Genomic DNA, 20020 nt, shown 5'->3' with positions numbered 1-20020 from the left:
TCCGCGTGCTCGTAGCAACAATCCACGATTCCCGTGGTAGGCCCCGCACCCCACACTGAGGAACTGGCTCACTGACACAAGGGAAGCGTCCGGGGACGGCCACGATCCACCCATCAATGATCCCCCCCACCGACCCCAGGTGGCCAGCATCCACTCTTCGCTCCCCACCACGGCCGCCACCGGCGGCCTCAGACACTGAGGAGCGAGCTTGCGAGCGTCTCGAAGGGTCACATGTTGATCAGCAGGATCACCAGCAACGCGATCAACGACAGGGTCACCCCGCCGTAGACGATGATCTGCCGACGATGCGCCGCAGCGGCGTGCTCCTCGTCGGTGACGGCGTTGAAATCTGGTTCCGCAGAATAGTGCTGACCCATGACGCCACCCTAACGCGCCGTCCGGTACACGGAGAAATCCGTCACACTTTCCGGTGAGCACCATCTCATCGTCACCGCGCGTGCGGCTCGGGTCGCAGAGACGACGAGACCCGGTGTGGCTCATGGCCTCACCGGGTCCCGGCCGGACGATCGGCAGTACCTCCTCGGTCAGGAGACCTCCGAGTACTGCTCGGGCGTCTGGCCGGTGGCCTGGAAGACGACCCGACGGCCGATCAGCACCGCGTGATCGGCGAAGCGCTCGTAGTAGCGGCCCAGGAGCGTGACATCGACGGCGGCGGCCACTCCGTGGCTCCACTCGCGGTCCATCAGCACCGTGAACAGGTGACGATGCAGATCATCCATCGCGTCGTCGTCCTCTTGGAGACGAAGTGCGTCCTCGGGATTCTGCGTGGTGAGCACCTCGCGTGCGGTGCCGGCCAGCGCGACCGCCAGCCGGCCCATCTCGGCGAAGTAGCCGTTGACCTCTTCCGGGAGCGCCTTGGCCGGGTGGCGACGGCGGGCGACCTTGGCCACGTGCAGGGCGAGTGCGCCCATGCGGTCGACGTCGGCGACGATCTGGAAGCCGCTGACGATCCCGCGCAGGTCTCCGGCAACCGGTGCCTGACGCGCGAGCAGCGCGAACGCCCGCTCCTCGGCGCGTGCGGAGAGTTCGTTCATCCGGTCGTTGTCGGTGATGACCTCTTCGGCCACGGCGAGGTCGGCCTGCAGCAGGGCCTGGGTGGCCCGCGCCATGGCCGCGCCGGCGAGATCGCACATCTCGCCGAGGATGGTGTTGAGCGCTTCGAGCTGCTCATGGTAGGCGGTACGCATGTATCCAGGGTACTGTCACCGGCCAGTATTCCCGGCCCTGACCGGATGAACTCCCCGTGAACGGCCGCTACCTCTGGTAGCCGCCCGATCGATGCAGGTCAGGTGGTGTTCGGCTCAGGAGCAGGTGGTGTCACCGGCGTTGGTCACCGCGAGATCGTTCGGCAGTGCCGACGAGCTGCTGGCCGGTGGCAGCTGACCGACGGAGATCGTGCTGCCCGATGCCGGCGTGGCGTCCATCGACCCGTCGAAGTTCTTGCCGACGATGACCTCGACACCGGACTTCACGTTCCGGTCGAGCTGGATCGAGGCGCCGGGGAACATCGCCGCAAGCGTCGCGGCGGAGTCCTGCTCGCCGGTGCCGTAGCGGATGACCGTGTCGTCGCGGTTCTCCGAGGCATCGGCGACACCGCGGACATCGAAGCCCATCGGCACCAGCTGGTCGGAGAGTTCGGCGGCCGCGCCGGTGCGGCCCGAACCGTTGAGCACACGGACGCCGACGTTGCCGGGATCCTGTGCCGTCGCCGACAGGCGCGTCGGCGTCGACGGCGACGACGGGCTCGACGAACTGCTCGACTTCGAGCTGCTCGAGCTGGCCGCCTGCTTCTTGGCCTTCTCGCCGGGCAGCGGATCGTCGTCGATGATCGCGTTGAAGATCGCATTGATGTCGTCGGTGCGGGGGATCTCGTTGTTCTGGCCGTCCGTGGACGTACCCGACGTCGGGACCGTCACGAAGGTGACCCGCCCCGCCTCGATGCCCTGCATCGATTCGGCGAGATTGAGCAGCGACTGGGTGTTGACGCCGTCGACGAAGCTGTACTGGATGAACGTGTTGACGATGCTGTTCAGTTTGTTCGGGTTCGACAACACGTTTCCGGACAGTGTCGAGCGCAGCAGAGACGACATGAACAGCTGCTGGCGCTTGATGCGCCCGTAGTCGCCGTTGCCCTCCGACGCGATGTTGCGGGCACGGACATAGTTCAGTGCGCGGCGGCCGGTGAGCTTCTGTTCGCCCGGTTTCCGCAGGATCTGGCCGAGTTCGTAGTCGTAGAGCGGGGTGGGCGAGCAGACCTGCACGCCGCCGACGGCCTTGACGACCTTCTCGAAACCGAAGAAGTCCATCGCGATGAAGCGGTTGATGTTCAGGCCGCTCATCTGGGTGATGACGCTGACGAGGCACTTGGGGCCGCCGTCGGCGTAGACGCTGTTCAATTTGACGCCGCTGGAGGCGGGCAGTGCCGCGCCGTAACTTCCGGCGTTGTTGTCCCACTGCTGACAGTCGGGGCGGTCCACCTGAAGATCACGCGGGAAGGAGACGGCGACGACGCGGCTGCGATTGGCCGGGATGTTCACGAGGATGACCGTGTCGGACCGGGCACCCTCGGCGTCGGCGGTGGTGCCGGCGCCGACCTTGGAGTTCTGGCCGGTGCGGGTGTCGGTGCCGACGATGAGGTAGTTCTCGTCGCCGTACTGGGCGTCCTTCTTGCGGATGTTGGAGTCTTCGGGGTTGACCGCGTTGATCGTCTTCCAGCTGCCGTTCACCGATTTCATGTAGCCCCACACGAAACCGGTGCCGACGAGTGCCATCACGCACGCGACGGCGACCATGATGCGTCCGCCGGTCGTGACGTTGCGGCTCAGTGTGCGGCGCCGGTCGGAGTCGGTGGCCGGGTGACGGCGGGGCCGCGACCGCGGCGGGATGGTGTCGGTCAGATCCGGCGTCGGCTGCAGCGGCCGGGCGCGGCTGCCCTGTCCGCGCGACTCCTCGGTGACCCGCTGCCGAGTCGCGTCGTCGGACAGATCGACGTCGACGTCGCCGGGACGGACGGTCGGAATCTTCTGGGTGACCTCGTTCTCGTTGGGGAATCGGGTCAGGTCGCCGAACCGGTGGACCGTCGTCGGATCGTCGTCGGCGGGTGGTTGCGGTGCGGCCGGGCCGCCGGGGGCCACCTCGCCGCCGGCGTTCATCTGCTCCATCAGCTCACGGACGGTGAGCCGGGTACGGCCACGGACGTAGCGATCGGTGGCACGCGGCTCGTGCAGGGCGCCGTGCGCGGGGATGTCGTTGGTGGGGGCCTGTCCGTAACGCTGCGAGAAGTCGTTGGCGCCGGCGGATCGGCTGGCGCGCCGGCTGCGACGCGGCGTGCTGCCGTCGTCGGCCGGTTCGTCCGGTCCCGTGTTCCTACGACTCAACGTTGGTCTTCCCCTCGACCCGACCTGGCTGTGGTCGGTGATCTCGATGTGGCGGTCGGCCGTTCGCGACGCACCAAAGCGCGGGCCCCGCACGTGCGAGGCCTCGGGTCATAGTACTGATTGCACCTGAGAACGTGTCTCAGCCACTACGTGACTTGACCGAACCGTGAGGTCAGCCGCCGGAATGCATGATCTCGGCGCCCGCCGGGACGACGTCCTCATACGGATCGTCGAGCCAGCCCTCGGGCAGCGCGACCTTGGCCGGTGATCCCTGGCGGCCGCGCGGCCCGTGCCCGTCCTCGGGGAACTCGGCGTCGGCGGGAAGGGTGTCGACGAGGTCGCGGAGTTCGTCGAGGGTGCTGACCAGCGCCAATCGGTTCCGCAGATCCGATCCGGCCGGAAATCCGCGGAGGTACCACGCGACGTGCTTGCGGATCTCACGCATCCCCTTGTCCTCGCCGTGGTGTGCGGCGAGCAACTGTCCGTGACGGACGATGATCTTCGACACCTCGCCGAGGTTCGGGGCGGCGGGGGAGTCGAATCCGTTCAGCTCGGCGGCGAGTTCGGCGAACAGCCACGGTCGGCCGAGACATCCACGGCCGATGACGACCCCGTCGCACCCGGTGCGCTGCATCATGGCGACGGCGTCGGCCGGCTCGAAGATGTCGCCGTTGCCGAGTACCGGGACGTCGGTCACGTGCTCCTTGAGGCGCGCGATCTCGTCCCAGTCTGCGGTGCCCGAGTAGCGCTGCGAGGCGGTCCGGGCGTGCAGGGCCACGGCCTGCGCGCCCTCGGCCGCGGCGAGGCGGCCGGCGTCGAGGTGGGTGTGGTGATCGTCGTCGATGCCGATCCGGAACTTGACCGTCACCGGGATCGAGGTGCCCTCGGTGGCGCGGACCGCGGCCGCGACGATGCGTTGGAAGAGCTTGCGCTTGTAGGGAATCGCCGATCCGCCGCCCTTGCGGGTGACCTTGGGGACCGGGCATCCGAAGTTCATGTCGATGTGGTCGGCGAGGTTCTCGTCGACGATCATCTTCGCCGCCGCGTACGTGTTCTCCGGGTCGACGGTGTACAGCTGCATCGACCGCGGGTTCTCGTCGGGGCCGAACGTGGTCATGTGCATCGTGACGGGGTGGCGCTCGACGAGCGCGCGAGCCGTCACCATCTCGCAGACATAGAGGCCGGAGACCGTCCCGGTGCGTTCCAGTTCGAGCTCGCGGCACAGGGTTCGGAATGCGACGTTGGTGACCCCGGCCATCGGCGCCAGCACCACGGGGCTGGCCAATTCGATCGACCCGATGCGAAGTGCGGCACGGGCTCCGGGTAGCAGAGAACCGGCGCCCTCGGTGTCCGAAGGCGCCGGTCGGCTGATCGTCGTCGTGCTCAGGATGCCTGCTGCTCCCGCTTCTTGGCCTCGCGGGCGAGCGAACGGTCGCGCATCTCCTCGAAGCGGATGGTGTCCTTCTCGAGCTGCTCGAGGAAGGCGCCGAGCTCCTCGCGGGTCTGCTCGCCCTCGCTGGTGAAGTCCTCACGCTCGAAGACACGCCACTTGCGCAGGACCGGCATGATGACCTCTTCGAGGTGCTGGCGGAGGTCGTAGATGCCGTGCTTGGCCATCAGGACGCCGTTGCGTCGGAAGTTCGGCATGCCGGCACCGGGCATCTGGAAGTTGGTGACGATGTCGGTAACCGCGCGCAGCGTCTGGTCCGGCGAGATGTCCATGCCGGCGCCGCAGATGTTGCGGTAGAAGATCATGTGCAGGTTCTCGTCGGCGGCGATGCGCTGCAGCATGCGGTCGGCGATCGGATCGTTGCACGCCTTGCCGGTGTTGCGGTGGCTCACGCGGGTGGCGAGCTCCTGGAACGTGACGTAGGCGACCGAGTGCAGGAGACCCAGCTCGTCGGCGTAATCCTCGAGTTCGTCGGTGCGGCCGGCGGCGGCGAGCATCGGATCGTAGCCGTTGGTCATGTGGATCATCCGAGCCTCTTCGAGGGCGACGGGATCCACGCCGCGGGTGACGACGAGGTAGTCGCGCATCACGATGCCGTGCCGGTTCTCCTCGGCGGTCCAGCGACCCACCCAGTGGCCCCACGCCGAATCCATCGAGAAGTTCTCGGCGATCACGCGGTGATACGACGGCAGGTTGTCCTCGGTCAGCAGGTTGGTCACCATGGCGGCCTTGGCGACCTCGCCGAGCTGTGACTGCTCGGGGTCGTAGTCCACGCCACCGAGGGCGGCGAAGTTCTGTCCCTCGTCCCACGGGACGTAGTCGTGCGGGTTCCAGTCCTTGGCGGTCTTCAGGTGCCGATTGACGTTGTCCTCGGCAACCGGCGCCAGCTCCTTGAGGAGTTCAAGCTGAGTCAGCTTGCGTGCCATTGTTTCCTCCGAATGGTGGTGGTCCGCATGTGCGTGTCCGGTCTCTCGGCGCGGGACGGACACGGTGATCAGTGGTCCAGGGTACGACACCCTCCCAGATCGCCCCAAGTCCGTACTTACGCCATCGTAACCACGCCCCGGCGTCGTTACAGTTCGCTCTCGTGGCGCCGGTCACGATCGGATCGTGCCCGGTGAACCCGTGCGCGCCCGACCGATGATGGCCGATCGGGGCACCTGTGCGCAGCTCGTCGACGCGGATTCACAGCCGATTCGCAGGCCGGCGGCGCACCACCCGTGGCCGACGAATCCCCCCGAGACCCGGCGTCGACGTCGCTAGGAACGCCGGGCGAACATGGCCCCGAAGGTCTCCATCCATCGGGCCGCGTCGTCGTCGAGGGTACCCAGTGCGGAGGCCTTTTCACACCACCTCATGGCCGCCTGTCCGAACTCCATCGGGTTGTAGACGTCCTCCTCGCGGCTCCACAGGCCGTCGCCGGCATAGGTGAGGATGGTGATGTTGGTGGCGGTGATCGCCGTGCCGTCGCCGGGGTCGCGCATCGGATTGTCGACCTCGCAGATCACCCGGCCGGTCGGCGCGTCGACGACGTGCCACAGCGACGGGTACCCGGTCATGTGGCTGCCGGGGAAGGCGGTCATCGTCTTCCAGATCCATCGACGGATCTCCTCCCGGCCCGACATCGTGCCGAGTGCGTGCTCGATGTAGTCGGCGTCGTCGGTGAACAACTCGGCGAATCGATCCCAGTCGCGGGTCTGGGCGATCTCGGCCACGGTCTTCTGGAAGCCGCGGAAGGCGTCGTCGAGCTCGGCGGCGGTGAATGTGCTCATCGAGCTGGAGCATACTGGAACGTGTTCTAGAAATGGTCTTCGTGACCGAACTGATGGGCGTTCGCATGCGGCTCGCCGTTCCGCGGGTGCATCATGGTCAAGCCGGGCCGGGGCGGTCTGGTCGGCGAGGGGTGGAGGGTGCAATGCAGCGGCTGAGCGGACTCGATGCGTCCTTCTTGTATCTGGAGACGCGGTCCCAGCTGATGCAGGTCATCGGACTGATGGAACTCGACCCGGCCACCGTCCCCGGCGGCTACAGTTTCCCGCGTTTGCGCGACGAACTCGAACGGCGGATCTCGGCGATGCCTGCCTTCCGGCGCAAGCTCGACAACTCCCTGCTCAACATCGATCACCCGGTCTGGATCGAGGACGCCGACTTCGACATCGAGCGCCACGTCCACCGGGTGGCCGTTCCGGCGCCCGGCGGTGAGATCGAGGTCGCCGAACTCTGCGGTCATCTGGCCGGCCAGACCCTCGACCGCGGCAAACCGCTGTGGGAGCTGTGGATCATCGAGGGACTGTCCGACGGCAAGGTCGCCGCGATGCTCCGGATGCATCACGCCTCGACCGACGGTGTGACCAGCGCCGAGATGCTCGCCCAGCTGTGCACGCTGACGCCGGAGGCGCCCGATCTCGACGGCGACAAGATGGCGGAGACGGCCGGGCCGTCGTCGCGGACGACGATGGCGGTGACCGGGGCACTCAACTATTTCGTGCAGCGGCCCATCGCGATGGCGAAGCTCGTGCCCGGTACCGTCGGCGTGCCCGTCGGATGGTTGCGGCGCAGCCGGTCGAACTCGGCCATGCCGGCGCCCTTTCAGGCGCCGAGGACCCGATTCAACGCGCCGATCACACCGCATCGATCGATTGCGCTGACCCAGCTGTCGCTCGAGGACGTCAAACGGGTGAAGAACCGCTTCGGGGTCAAGATCAACGACGTGGTGCTGGCGATCACCGGCGGTGCGCTGCGCAGCTATCTGCTGTCGCACGACGAACTGCCCGAACAGCCGCTGGTCGCGATGGTGCCGGTGTCGGTCCATGGCGCCGACGAGAGTGCGCTCGTCACGGGAGGCACCAACAAGGTGACCGGCATGTTCACCCGCCTGCCCTCCGACCTCGACGACCCGGTCGAGCGGATCGAACGTGCCGCATCGCTGACCCGGACGTCGAAGGAACACCACGCCGAGATCGACGCCAACATGCTGCGTGGCTGGGCACAGTTCGCACCCGGCACGACGATGTCCACACTGATGAAGTTCTACGGCGACCGACGACTGGCGATGAGTCATCCGCCGATCTTCAACGTGCTCGTGTCCAATGTGCCGGGACCCGATTTCCCGCTGTACTTCCTCGGGGCGCGGGTCGCGTCGGTGTATCCGCTCGGACCGATCTTCCACGGTCTGGGCCTCAACATCACCGTGTTCTCCGCCGACGGCCACCTCAATGTCGGGATCGTCGCATGCACCGATCAGACCCCCGACGTCTGGGCGATCGCGCACGCCTTCGACGAGGAGCTCAAGCTGCTCCTCGAGCAATGCGATTAGTGGGACCGGTCAGAAACTCTCGAGCCAGGCGCGACTGCTCGCATCGCTCGGCGACCGCCAGTCGCCCCGCGGCGACAGTGACCCACCGGAACCGACCTTCGGGCCGTTGGGCATCGCGCTGCGCTTGAACTGATTGCTCATGAATCGCTTCAGGAACACTCGCAGCCAGCGATCGATGGTCTCCGGGTCGTACTGGTTGCGTCGCTGCGTCACGATCAGCTCCGACCAGGCCCCGCGCTCGCGGTCGCCCCATGCCGCCGACGCCAGATAAGCGACCTTGGCGGGGCGGTACCCGAAACGGGTGAGGTGATAGAGGAAGAAGTCGTGTAGCTCGTACGGGCCCACGGTGTCCTCGGTGCTCTGGATGGCGCCGTCGTCGCCGGCCGGGACCAGCTCCGGCGAGATGACGTCGTCGAGGATCTCGGCGAGCACGTCCGTCGTCTCCTGCGCGTAGGCGCTCGTGGTGATCATCCACCGGATCAGGTGCTGGATCAGGGTTTTCGGCACCGAGGAGTTCACGTTGTAGTGCGACATCTGGTCGCCGACGCCGTACGTGCACCAGCCGAGCGCTAGTTCGGACAGGTCGCCGGTGCCGAGCACGATGGCGCCGTGATGGTTGGCCAGCCGGAACAGGTGCGAGGTGCGTTCGCCGGCCTGGACGTTCTCGAAGGTGACGTCGTAGACCTTCTCGCCGTCGGCGTAGGGGTGACCGAGATCGGTCAGCATCTGCTCGCACGAGGGACGGATGTCGATCTCTGCGCCGGTGACGCCCAGGGTGTTCATCAGGACGTGCGCCCGGCGCAATGTCGCTGTGCCGGTGGCGAATCCCGGCATGGTGTATGCGAGGATGTTCTCGCGTGACAGACCCAGGCGGTCGAACGTGTCGACGGCCACCAGCAGTGCCAGTGTCGAGTCGAGGCCGCCGGAGACCCCGATGACGATCTTGTCGATGCCGGTGGCACGCAGGCGGGCCGCGAGTCCCTGCACCTGGATGTTCCCCACCTCGCGGCAGCGGGCGTCGCGGTCGGCGGAGTCGGCGGGCACGAACGGGAAGCGCGCCACCTGCCGACGGAGCTCGTCGTCGACGGAGTCGGTGGGACCCAGGGCGAACCGGATGCGGCGCAACGGCTTCAGTGCGTCCGCGTGGTCGCCCACCTGGTCGCGCAGACTGATCATCCGCATCCGCTCCTGCCGCAGGCGGTCGAGGTCGATGTCGGCGGTGATGGTCTGCTCGTCCATCGAGAACAGTTCGGAGCGTGCCAGCAGTGTGCCGTTCTCGGTGATGAGTGCGTCGCCGTCCCACGAGAGGTCGGTGGTCGACTCACCGAAACCTGCCGCCACGTACACGTGCGCGGCGACGCAGCGTGCAGAGTGCGACTGGCACAACGACTTCCGGTACCCCTCCTTACCCACGGTGACCGGACTGCCGGACAGGTTGACCAGGACGGTGGCTCCGGCGAGCGACGCCCAGGTGCTCGGTGGGATCGGTACCCAGCCGTCCTCGCAGATCTCGACGTGCACCGCGAAACCGGCGAGGTCGGTGGCCTCGAAGATCAGGTCGGCGCCGAACGGCACCTCGCGGCCCAGCACGGTTGCGGTGGCGACGGGGGCATCGCGGGCGGCGGCGAAGAAGCGCTGCTCGTAGAACTCCCGGTAGTTCGGCAGATACGACTTCGGGACGACGCCGAGGATCTCGCCGTCGTGGACCACGGCCGCACAGTTGTAGATGCCGTCGCCGACCACGAGCGGCAGACCGACCGCGATGAGCGGACGTACTCCGGCGCTGGCCTCGACCACGGTTGCCAGACCCGCCAGACACGCGTCGATGACCGCGTCCTGATGGAACAGGTCGTCGATGCTGTACCCGCACAGGCCGAGCTCCGGGAACACGACGAGTGCGGCGCCGTCGTCGGCGGCGCGGCGTAGGAGCGCCACCGTGCGTTCGGCGTTGGTGGCGGGGTCGGCGATCGAGACGACCGGGACTGCCCCGGTGACGCGCGCGAATCCGTGATCGTAGACAGACACATCCCCGAGACTAGTGGGTCACAGCCCCATGTCCTTCGCGATGATCGTCTTCATGACCTCGTTGGTACCGCCGTAGATGCGGGAGACGCGGGTGTCGGCGTACAGACGCGCGATCGGGTACTCGAGGATGTAGCCGTAGCCACCGTGCAGTTGCAGGCACTTGTCGATGACGCGGCCCGCGGTGTCGGTGGCGAACAACTTCACCCGCGCGGCGTCGGGCACCGTGAGCTCCCCGGCGTTGTGCAGTTGCAGAGCGCGGTCGACGAATTGCCGGATCGCCTCCACCTCGGCCGAGCACTCGGCCAGTACGAACTTGGTGTTCTGGAACGACGCGACCGGCTTGCCGAAGACGTCGCGCTCCTTGGTGTAGGCCAGTGCATGCCCGACCGCCGCTGCTGCGGTGGCCGACGCCCCGATCGCGATGGTCAACCGTTCCTGTGCCAGGTTGTGGGTGAGGTAGGAGAAGCCCTCGCCCTCGTCGCCGAGGCGATCCTCGACGGGCACCTTCACCGAGCTGAAGGACAGTTCGGCGGTGTCGGAGGCCTTGAGCCCGATCTTCTCGAGTTTGCGTCCGACGGTGTAGCCCTCAGAGGTCGTGTCGACGACGAGGATCGACAGACCCGCGCGACGGTTGTCGGCGTCGTAGGGCGAGGTCCGGCAGACGACCAGCACCCGATCCGCGAGGGCGCCGCCGGTGATGAAGGTCTTCGCGCCGTCGAGGATGTAGTGGCTGCCGTCCTCGGACAGTGTGGCGGTGGTGGAGATGTTCGCGAGATCCGAACCGGTACCCGGCTCGGTCATGGCGATCGCGAACATGATGTCGCCGGAACAGAATCCGGGCAGCCACCGCTGCTTCTGCTCGCCGGTGGCGTGCTCGAGCAGGTAGGGCAGGATCAGGTTGGAGTGCACGGAGTAGCTGCCGAAGGTGACCCCGGCCGCCGATGTCTCCTCGGCGATCACCATCGAATAGGTGAAGTCGTCGGCGCCGCCGCCGCCGAACTCCTCGGGGGCCTCGATCCCCAGGACGCCGAGCTCGCCGAGTCGGTTGTAGAACGCGCGCGGCGGGTGCCCTTGCTTCTCCCAGTCGTGGTACTGCGGGACGACCTCCTTGGCGATGAAGTCGCGGACGATCTTGCGGAAGGCGTCGTGATCTTCGGTGAACACGGTGCGCTGCATGGATTTTCCCCTTGGTCTTCGGTTCTCGGTTCTCAGTTCGCGCGGTAGTCGCGGAGCAGTCCTCTGCTGATGATCTGTTTCTGGATCTCGCTGGTGCCCTCGCCGATGAGCAGGAACGGCGCCTCGCGCATGAGCCGTTCGATCTCGAACTCCGTGGAGTAGCCGTAGCCGCCGTGTATCCGGAAGCTGGCCTGGGTCACCTCCGAGCAGTACTCGCTGCACAGGTACTTGGCCATGCCTGCGGCGACGTCGTTGCGTTCGCCGGAGTCCTTCAGGCGCGCGGCGTTGACCATCATCAGGTGAGCGGCCTCCACCTTGGTGGCCATCTCGGCGAGACTGAACGCGACCGCCTGGTGCTCGGCGATCGGTTTGCCGAAGGTGCTGCGCTGCTGGGCATATCGCACCGCCAGCTCGAAGGCGCGCTGTGCGACCCCGCACGCGCGGGCGGACACGTTGACCCGGCCGACCTCGACGCCGTCCATCATGTGCGCGAAACCCTTGCCGGGGGAGCCACCGAGGATGTCCGAGGCCGGCGCACGGTACCCGTCGAAGATCAGTTCGGTGGTGTCGATGCCCTTGTACCCCATCTTGTCCAGCTTCTTCGGGATCGTCAGTCCCGGCAGCACCTCGCCGAGTCCGGCCGGCTTCTCGATGAGGAAGGTGGTGAGATTCCTGTGCGGCTTGTCGTGGCCCTCCTCGGTGCGCACCAGGGCGGCGACCAGGGTGGAGCTCGCACCGTTGGTCAGCCACATCTTCTGTCCGGTGATGGAGTAGTCGTCGTCGCCGGAGCGCTTGGCCGTGGTCGTGATCGCCGCGACGTCGGACCCGAGGTCGGGTTCGGACATGGAGAAGGCACCGCGGACCTCGCCGGTCGCCATCCGCGGCAGGAACCGCTGCTTCTGCTCGTCGGTGCCGTGCTGGCGGATCATGTAGGCGACGATGAAATGGGTGTTGATCACCCCGGACACACTCATCCAGCCTCGGGCGAGTTCCTCGACGCACAACGCGTAGGTGAGCAGGGATTCGCCGAGGCCGCCGTACTCCTCGGGAATCATCAGCCCGAACAGTCCCATCTCCCGCATCCCGTCGACGATCTCCTGCGGATACGAATCGGTGTGCTCGAGTTCCTGGGCGTTCGGGATGATCTGCTTGTCGACGAACCGTCGGACATTCGCAAGGATCTCCGTCTGGATCTCGGTCAGGCCGAGGGTCTCGGCGAGGCGGGCCATCGTGACCTCTTTCTTCCGATGCCGCACATGCCGCGGCGTGCGCACAGGCTGTCGCGGTGTCGACGGGTGCCGAGACCGGTGAACCCAGCATGCCCGTCCGGCGGACCGCGCGGAACGACGCGATCGGCTAACGAAGCGATAGCGCCAGCCAATGATGCGTGGTCGCGGCGGTGCTGACCCGCACACATAGGCAGCGGCGAATCGACGGTTCACGGAACGGACATTGCTCGCGTTCGCGGCAGCGCGTTTCATTCGTGGAGTGTGACTCACGCCACGATTTAAATGCCGAGTTGTTCGCACCATGTCCACAGACCCATGCCGAAGGAGCGCGGGAACGCGTGCTCGCGACGCGACCTCACCACAGAGGGAGACAAGGGAGAGACCCATGCGTGATGCAGTGATCGTCGACGCCGTTCGCACACCGATCGGACGCCGCCGTGGCGCGCTGTCCGGCATCCATCCGGCCGACCTGTCGGCGCACGTGCTCGAGGCGCTGGTGAACCGCACCGGGATCGATCCGGCCGTGGTCGACGACGTGGTGTGGGGATGTGTGAGCCAGACATCCGAGCAGGCCACCAACGTCGCCCGCACCGCGGTGCTCGCCGCGGGATGGCCGGAATCGGTGCCCGGCACGACCGTGAGTCGGGCGTGCGGGTCGAGCCAGCAGGCGGTCAGCATGGCAGCCGCCGCGGTGATCTCGGGGCAGCAGGACATCGTCGTCGCGGGCGGTGTCGAGTCGATGAGCCGTGTGCCCATGGGGAGCGCCGCGCCGAACGGGGAGAACCAGCCGGCGACGGTGCTCGGCCGCTACGGTGTCGACCGCTTCAGTCAGGGCGTCGGAGCCGAGATGATGGCGGAGAAGTGGTCGTTGAGCCGCACCGCGTTGGACGAGTTCTCGCTGCGCTCCCACGAACTCGCCGCGGCCGCCGCGGATTCGGGAGCCTTCGACGGCCAACTCGCGCCGATCACCGGCGTCCTCGAGGGTGACGAGGGCATCCGGCGGGGTGGCACCGTCGAATCGATGGCCACGCTGAAACCGGCGTTCAAGGAGGACGGGGTCATCCACGCCGGCAACGCCTCCCAGATCTCCGACGGCGCGGGTGCTCTGCTGGTGATGAGCAGCGACACGGCCGCAGCGCACGGATTGACCCCGATCGCCCGTGTGCACACGGCGGTCGTCGCCGGCGACGATCCCGTCATCATGCTGACCGGTCCCATCGCGGCAACCGCCAAGGCGCTCGACCGCTCCGGCCTCACGATCGGCGACATCGGTGCCTTCGAGATCAACGAGGCCTTCGCGCCGGTGCCGATGGCGTGGCAGATCGAGACCGGCGCCGACCAGGAGCGGCTGAACCCGCTCGGCGGTGCCATCGCGGTCGGTCATCCGCTGGGCGGTTCCGGTGCGATCCTGATGACCCGCCTGATCCATCACATGCGCGACAACGGCGTCCGCTACGGACTCCAATCCATGTGCGAGGCCGGCGGCATGGCCAATGCCACCATCCTGGAGCTCGTCTGAGGGATGTCTCTGCTGTTGGTCGAGTGGCCACGAGCGAGCCCGAGGCGTGCCCCCTGTTGGTCGAGTAGCCCGTGCGAGCGCAGCGAGCCCGAGGCGTGCCCCCTGTTGGTCGAGTAGCCACGTGCGAGCGCAGCGAGCCCGAGGCGTGCCCCCTGTTGGTCGAGTAGCCCCGTGCGAGCGCAGCGAGCCCGAGGCGTATCGAGACCACCAAATCACAAGGAGAACTGTGGAACTCAAAGGACAATCCGTTGCCGTCACCGGCGGGGCGTCGGGCCTCGGACTGGCGACCGCCACCCGCATCGTCGACGCGGGCGGGCAGGTCACGCTCGTCGATCTGCCCACCTCCGACGGTGCCGCCGTCGCCGACCAGTTGGGTCCGTCGGCCACCTTCGCGCCCGCCGACATCACCGACCGTGAGCAGTTCGCCGCGGCGCTCGATGTCGCCGACGATCGGGGCGGACTCCGCGGCCTCGTCCACTGTGCGGGCGCGGGGCGCCGGATGCGCGTCCTCGAGAAGGACGGCAGCGCAGGATCGGTGGAGGACTTCGAGTTCGTCATCCGACTCAACCTGATCGGCTCGTTCCACGCGTTGTCGTTGGGCGCCGAACGCATGGCTCGACTGTCGGAGGTCGACGGCGAGCGCGGAGCCATCGTGCTGACCGCCTCCGTGGCCGCCTTCGAGGGGCAGATCGGCCAGATCAACTACAGCGCCTCCAAGGCGGGCATCGTGGGCATGACGATCGTCGCGGCGCGTGACCTGGCGTCCAGGCTGATCCGGGTGAACACCATCGCTCCCGGAACGATGGACACACCGCTGCTGTCTCGGCTGCGCGACGACGTGCGTGAGTCGTTGGCCGCGAGCATCCCCCACCCGTCCCGACTCGGGAAGTCCTCGGAATTCGGGCAATTGGCGGTGTCGATCCTGGAGAACAGCTATCTCAACGGCGAGACCATCCGCCTCGACGGCGCGATCCGGATGGCGCCACGGTGAGCGCATCGGCGAAGGTTCGCGACCCGCGCGACGGCGTCGCACACGGATCCGAACTCACATATCCGGACGTGGCGTTGAGCGTCCTGCCGTCGAGCATGGCACGCATGTACACCTCGCGTGCGGCGCTCGTCGACGGCGAGCGTGTGCTGACCTATCGAGAACTCGACGCCGAATCCGCCCGGGTGGCAGCGGCATTGCGCGACATTACGGTCGGTGAACGCGACGTCGTCGCGCTCTACCTGTCCAACAGCATCGAGTTCGTCATCGCCTACTACGGGTCGCTGCGTGCCGGCGCCACCGTCACGTTGATCAACCCGTTGCAGCCGGTGCCGGGTCTGCGCGCTCAGCTCCGCGAGACCGGCGCGGTCGCGGCGTTCACACAGGTCGAGCAGGGTCCCCGTCTTGTCGAGGCCGCACAGGGGACATCACTGACGACCGTGGTCGTCGTCGACGGCGACACCGACGAATCCTCCGCGCCCGCGCAGACGGACGTGCCACATATCTGTTCGCTGAGCGACTTCGTCGCGGGACATGATGGGGCCCCGACGCTCTCGGTCACCTCCGCCGACGTCGCGCACCTCGCCTTCACCGGCGGCACCACCGGGGTGTCCAAGGGTGTTCGGGTCCTGCACCGCAACGTGCTCGCCAATGTCACCCAGATGATCGGGTGGCGGGCCGGTCACGCGGTCCTGGCCGGCGACGACGGTCTCCTGTACCTCGAGCGGCGCGACGCCACCGCCGAACGCGGGGTGACCCCGGGAGACGCGGCGACGGTGGTGGTCTCGCCCCTGTTCCATGCTCACGCCCTGATCAACATGTCCTTCCTGTTGATGTGCGGGGCAACCCAGGTCCTCGCGGGCAGGTTCGATCCCGCGCGGATGCTGGAGTTGATCGAACGGCACCGGGCCACCTATGTGACGGGCAGTCCGGCGATGTGGCACGCACTGGCCACCCACCCCGACGTCGCATCCCGCGACCTGTCGTCGGTCCGGGTCGTGTCGTCGGGGGCCGCGCCGATCGACCATGTCACGCTCGAACAGCTGCAGAGTGCGTTCTCGTCGGGGTCGGTGGTCGAGGGCTACGGCCTCACCGAGGCGACCTGTCTGGTGTCGTCGGCGCCGCTGACCGCCGACGGCGATTACCGCCTGGGCAGTGTGGGATTGCCGACCTTCGACACCGAGGTGGAGATCAGGTCCGTCGACGACCCGACCGTCACGCTCGGTCCCGGGGAGCGCGGAGAACTGTGGGTACGCGGACCCCAGGTGACCGACGGGTACCACGGGCATCCGGAGATCACCGCGGCGCAGTTCGTCGACGGCTGGCTCGACACCGGTGACATCGCCTACCGCGACGCCGACGGGTATCTCTACATCTGCGATCGCGCGAAGGACATGCTGATCTACAAGGGCTACAACGTGTATCCACGTGAACTCGAAGAACTTCTCGTGACCCATCCCGATGTCGCCTCCGCCGCCGTCGTCGGCCGGGACGCGGGCAGCATCGGGCAGGAGCCGGTGGCGTTCCTCGTGGCGAAGGACGGTCACGCCATCGACGCCGATCTGGTGCGGGACTTCGTCGCCGAGCAGGTGCTGCCCTACAAGAAGATCCGTGACGTCGTCGTCGTCGACTCGCTGCCGACCAGCGCTGCCGGCAAGATCCAGAAGGTCGCGCTGCGGGAGCTTCTCGCAACGCCGTGAGAGCGGCACGGCTCGAGGTTCCGCGCACCGGGCGGAGGCGTCAGTTCATCTGTCGCCGTGCAGTACCCGATCCGCAGGACCGCGGAACTCGGTGGGAATCGCCGCCTGATGCCAGTGCGGATAGATGAGGTCCGGGCGGCTGATCTCGTCGAGACGGCCGAGTTCGGCGGCGTCGAGCTCGAACTCGCTCGCCCGCAACGTGTCCGCGAGCTGGACCGCATCGCGTGCGCCGACGATCAGCGTGGACACCGCCGGACGGGTCAGCAGATAGGCCAACGCGACGTGGGCGGGAGAGACCTCCCGGGCCTCGGCGACCTCCACGATCACGTCGATGGTGTCGTAGAGCTTGTCGACGTCCCGCACCGGGGGTTCCACCCAGCCGTCGAGATGTCGTCCATGCGCAGGGTTCCGGTCGCGACGGTACTTGCCGGTCAGCAGACCGCCGGCGAGCGGACTCCACACCATCACCCCGAGGCCCTGATCGACGGACAGCGGCAACAGTTCGTACTCGGCGTCCCGGCTCTGCAACGAGTAGTAGATCTGATTGCTGACGAAACGTTGTCGACCATCCCGGTCGGAGATGGCCAGAGCCTTCATCAGTTGCCATCCGGCGTAATTCGATACGCCCAGATATCGCACCTTGCCGTCCCGGACCAGGGTGTCGAGCGCATGCAACGTCTCCTCGAGCGGGACCTGGCCGTCCCACTCGTGGACGTGATAGATGTCGATGTGATCGGTGCGCAGCCGCCGCAGGCTCGCCTCCGCCGCCCGGATGATGTGATACCTCGACAGTCCCGCGTCGTTGGCGCCGTCACCGACGGGGAAACGGACCTTGGTGGACAGCACGATCGAATCTCGCCTGCCGCTGATCGCCTGTCCGACGATCTCCTCGGACCGCCCCGCGCCATAGGCGTCGGAGGTGTCGATGACAGTGACGCCCGCGTCGAGCGCGACGTCGACCTGACGGCGCGCCCCATCCACATCGACCGTGCCCCAACGGTCATCGGGATCGTTCCCGAACGACGCAGTGCCGAGTGCGAAAGTCGAGACACGCAGGCCGGAACGACCGAGCAGTCGATGGTCCATGTGTCCTGCCTACCACGTGCGGTACGCGGCGACAGCGCTCAGCGCTGAGCGTGCTTCACCAGATTGCGTCCGATGATGAGGCGCTGGATCTCGCTGGTGCCCTCGTAGAGACGCAGCAGCCGGACGTCGCGGTAGATCCGTTCCACGGGGACCTCACGCATGTAGCCGCTGCCACCGTGGATCTGGACGGCGAGATCGGCGACCTTTCCCACCATCTCGGTGCAGAACAGCTTGGCCGCCGACGGGGCGATCCGCCGATCGGTGCCGTCGACCCACGCACGTGCGGCGTCACGGACCATCGCCCGACCGGCCATGACCCCGGTCTGCTGATCGGCGAGCATCGCCTGCACCAGCTGGAACTCGCCGATGGCGGTGCCACCCTGGGTGGCGGTGGCCGCCCACGTCACCGATTCGTCGAGGGCGCGCTGGGCGGTGCCGACCGAGAGTGCTGCGATGTGGACGCGTCCCCGGGCCAGCGACGTCATCGCCGCGCGGTAACCGACGTCCTCGCTGCCGCCGACGAGTGCTGCCTCCGGGACGCGGACATCATCGAAGTGGACGTCCGACGTCCACGCCCCCTCCTGGCCCATCTTGCGGTCCTTGGCCCCCACGGACACGCCGTCGGTGCCGGCGGGGACGAGGAACACCGCGATCCCGGTCCCGCTCTCGTCCTTCGGTCGGGTCCGGGCGAAGACCACGAACAGATCGGCCAGAGGCGCGTTGGTGATGAACCGCTTCTCCCCGCTGATGACCCAGTCGGAGCCGTCGCGCACCGCCTTGGTGCGCAGCCCGGCAGGGTCCGATCCGGCGCCCGGCTCGGTCAGCGCGAACGAGGCGACGACCTCACCCGTGGCGATCTTCTCGAGCCAGGTGGACTTCTGTTCGTCGGTGCCGAATCCGACGAGGACCTGTCCGGCGATGCCGTTGTTCGTGCCGAACATCGACCGCAGCGACAACGAGGTGTATCCGAGTTCCATCGCCAGCTCGACATCCTGGGTCAGATCGAGTCCGAGTCCGCCCCACTCCTGTGGGATGGCGTATCCGAACAGGCCCATCTCCTTGGCCGTCGCCCGGACGTCGTCGGGAATGGCGTCGGCCTCGAGGATCTCCGGCTCACGCGGAACCACCTTCTCCCGCACGAATTCACGTGTCGCGGCGAGAATGTCGGCGAAATCGTCGGCGCTGACCTGGGGTGCTGGTGCTGAGGTGTTCATGACGCTGGTCATTCTCCCACTGTGGCCGCCCGCGCGTACGCGGTCCACAACGAACTCCCTACCGGTCCCTTAGCTCCTTCGAATGGATCGCCGGGCTCTCCTCGGGGAATCTGCCGGTAGATTCCGACGCATGGATTCGATTGCACCCCAGCCCCTGCTCGACGGACGTACCGCGGTGATCACCGGCGCCGCGCAGGGCATCGGTTTCGAGATCGCCCGGTCCTTCGTGGAGGCGGGGGCGCGGGTCGTCATCGGAGACCTCGATCTCGAGGCTGCGACGGCCGCCGCCGACAAACTCGGTGGGGCAAGGGTGGCGCGCGCCGTCCGATGCGACGTGGTCGATGCGGCGCAGGTCGACGCGCTGCTCGCCGATGCCGTCGAGGCGTTCGGCTCACTCGACGTCATGGTGAACAATGCCGGGATCACCCGCGACGCCACCATGCGGACCATGTCCGAGGATGACTTCGATCTGGTGATCTCGGTGCATCTCAAGGGCACGTGGAACGGCACCCGCAAGGCGGCCGCCATCATGCGTGAGGCCAAACACGGTGCGATCGTGAACATCTCGTCGCTGTCCGGCAAGGTCGGCATGGTCGGGCAGACCAACTATTCCGCGGCCAAGGCCGGCATCGTCGGGATGACGAAGGCCGCGGCGAAGGAGATGGCCCACCACGGCGTACGCGTGAACGCCATCCAGCCGGGGCTCATCCGGTCGGCGATGACCGAGGCGATGCCGCAGAAGGCGTGGGACCAGAAGATGGCCGAGATCCCGATGCAGCGTGCAGGTGAGGTCGGCGAGGTCGCATCGGTCGCGTTGTTCCTCGGCTCCGATATGTCCTCCTACATGACCGGCACCGTGCTCGAGGTGACCGGCGGACGGTTCATGTGACCGCTCGCCACGATCACCAGCCCGACCTCG

16 protein-coding genes are annotated in these 20020 nt (G+C 67.2%); 5 read left to right on the top strand and 11 right to left on the bottom strand.

Features of this window, described 5'->3' with window-relative positions; genetic code table 11:
* Positions 1-227: 227 nt before the first annotated feature.
* The 6 genes from EEB19_RS24930 to EEB19_RS24905 form a co-directional block, all read right to left on the bottom strand.
* On the bottom strand, positions 228-377 hold the full coding sequence (locus EEB19_RS24930; RefSeq protein WP_187590010.1) for a hypothetical protein: 150 nt from the start codon (positions 375-377) through the stop codon (positions 228-230).
* 168 nt (positions 378-545) lie between these two features.
* Positions 546-1208 (bottom strand): phosphate signaling complex protein PhoU, encoded by a 663-nt coding sequence (gene phoU / locus EEB19_RS24925; protein WP_187590009.1) that lies wholly within the window; start codon positions 1206-1208, stop codon positions 546-548.
* Between the two features lie 114 nt (positions 1209-1322).
* Positions 1323-3398, bottom strand: a complete 2076-nt coding sequence (locus EEB19_RS24920) for an LCP family protein (protein ID WP_187590008.1) — start codon at positions 3396-3398, stop codon at positions 1323-1325.
* A 172-nt stretch (positions 3399-3570) separates the two neighbouring features.
* Positions 3571-4728, bottom strand: coding sequence for a tRNA dihydrouridine synthase DusB (dusB, locus tag EEB19_RS24915; RefSeq protein ID WP_187590014.1), 1158 nt, complete (start codon positions 4726-4728; stop codon positions 3571-3573).
* A 53-nt stretch (positions 4729-4781) separates the two neighbouring features.
* Entirely contained in the window at positions 4782-5774 is a 993-nt protein-coding gene (locus tag EEB19_RS24910) for an acyl-ACP desaturase (RefSeq protein ID WP_187590007.1), read from the bottom strand.
* Between the two features lie 333 nt (positions 5775-6107).
* Entirely contained in the window at positions 6108-6620 is a 513-nt protein-coding gene (locus tag EEB19_RS24905) for a nuclear transport factor 2 family protein (RefSeq protein ID WP_187590006.1), read from the bottom strand.
* A gap of 143 nt (positions 6621-6763) precedes the next feature.
* On the opposite strand from EEB19_RS24905, the gene EEB19_RS24900 reads away from it, so the two are divergent.
* Positions 6764-8164 (top strand): wax ester/triacylglycerol synthase family O-acyltransferase, encoded by a 1401-nt coding sequence (locus tag EEB19_RS24900; protein WP_187590005.1) that lies wholly within the window; start codon positions 6764-6766, stop codon positions 8162-8164.
* Between the two features lie 9 nt (positions 8165-8173).
* On the opposite strand, the gene EEB19_RS24895 is transcribed toward EEB19_RS24900, so the two are convergent.
* The 3 genes from EEB19_RS24895 to EEB19_RS24885 are packed head-to-tail and all read right to left on the bottom strand — an operon-like array spanning position 8174 to position 12594.
* Positions 8174-10189, bottom strand: coding sequence for an NAD(+) synthase (locus EEB19_RS24895; protein WP_187590004.1), 2016 nt, complete (start codon positions 10187-10189; stop codon positions 8174-8176).
* 18 nt (positions 10190-10207) lie between these two features.
* A complete protein-coding gene (locus EEB19_RS24890) occupies positions 10208-11365 on the bottom strand; it encodes an acyl-CoA dehydrogenase family protein (protein WP_187590003.1) in 1158 nt (385 codons plus the stop codon).
* A 32-nt stretch (positions 11366-11397) separates the two neighbouring features.
* Positions 11398-12594, bottom strand: coding sequence for an acyl-CoA dehydrogenase family protein (locus tag EEB19_RS24885; RefSeq protein WP_187590002.1), 1197 nt, complete (start codon positions 12592-12594; stop codon positions 11398-11400).
* Positions 12595-12979: 385 nt separating this feature from the next.
* On the opposite strand from EEB19_RS24885, the gene EEB19_RS24880 reads away from it, so the two are divergent.
* From EEB19_RS24880 to EEB19_RS24870, 3 genes are all read left to right on the top strand, one after another.
* Positions 12980-14113, top strand: coding sequence for an acetyl-CoA C-acyltransferase (locus tag EEB19_RS24880; RefSeq protein ID WP_187590001.1), 1134 nt, complete (start codon positions 12980-12982; stop codon positions 14111-14113).
* 226 nt (positions 14114-14339) lie between these two features.
* Positions 14340-15104: an SDR family NAD(P)-dependent oxidoreductase gene (locus EEB19_RS24875; RefSeq protein ID WP_187590000.1), complete on the top strand. Its 765-nt coding sequence runs from the start codon at positions 14340-14342 to the stop codon at positions 15102-15104.
* A 95-nt stretch (positions 15105-15199) separates the two neighbouring features.
* Positions 15200-16801 (top strand): class I adenylate-forming enzyme family protein, encoded by a 1602-nt coding sequence (locus EEB19_RS24870; protein ID WP_187590013.1) that lies wholly within the window; start codon positions 15200-15202, stop codon positions 16799-16801.
* A 45-nt stretch (positions 16802-16846) separates the two neighbouring features.
* Here the strand turns inward: EEB19_RS24870 and EEB19_RS24865 are convergent, their stop codons facing one another.
* A complete protein-coding gene (locus tag EEB19_RS24865) occupies positions 16847-17887 on the bottom strand; it encodes an aldo/keto reductase (RefSeq protein ID WP_187589999.1) in 1041 nt (346 codons plus the stop codon).
* Between the two features lie 38 nt (positions 17888-17925).
* Entirely contained in the window at positions 17926-19113 is a 1188-nt protein-coding gene (locus tag EEB19_RS24860; protein ID WP_187589998.1) for an acyl-CoA dehydrogenase family protein, read from the bottom strand.
* Positions 19114-19231: 118 nt separating this feature from the next.
* Between EEB19_RS24860 and fabG the strand changes: the two genes are divergently transcribed.
* A complete protein-coding gene (fabG, locus tag EEB19_RS24855) occupies positions 19232-19990 on the top strand; it encodes a 3-oxoacyl-ACP reductase FabG (RefSeq protein ID WP_187589997.1) in 759 nt (252 codons plus the stop codon).
* Positions 19991-20020 lie beyond the last annotated feature (30 nt).

Origin of the sequence: Gordonia sp. OPL2 (assembly GCF_003797825.1) — a bacterium.
GTDB lineage: Bacteria > Actinomycetota > Actinomycetes > Mycobacteriales > Mycobacteriaceae > Gordonia.
The sequence above is the reverse complement of the archived record's forward strand: the minus strand, read 5'-3'. Positions and strand labels throughout refer to the sequence as shown.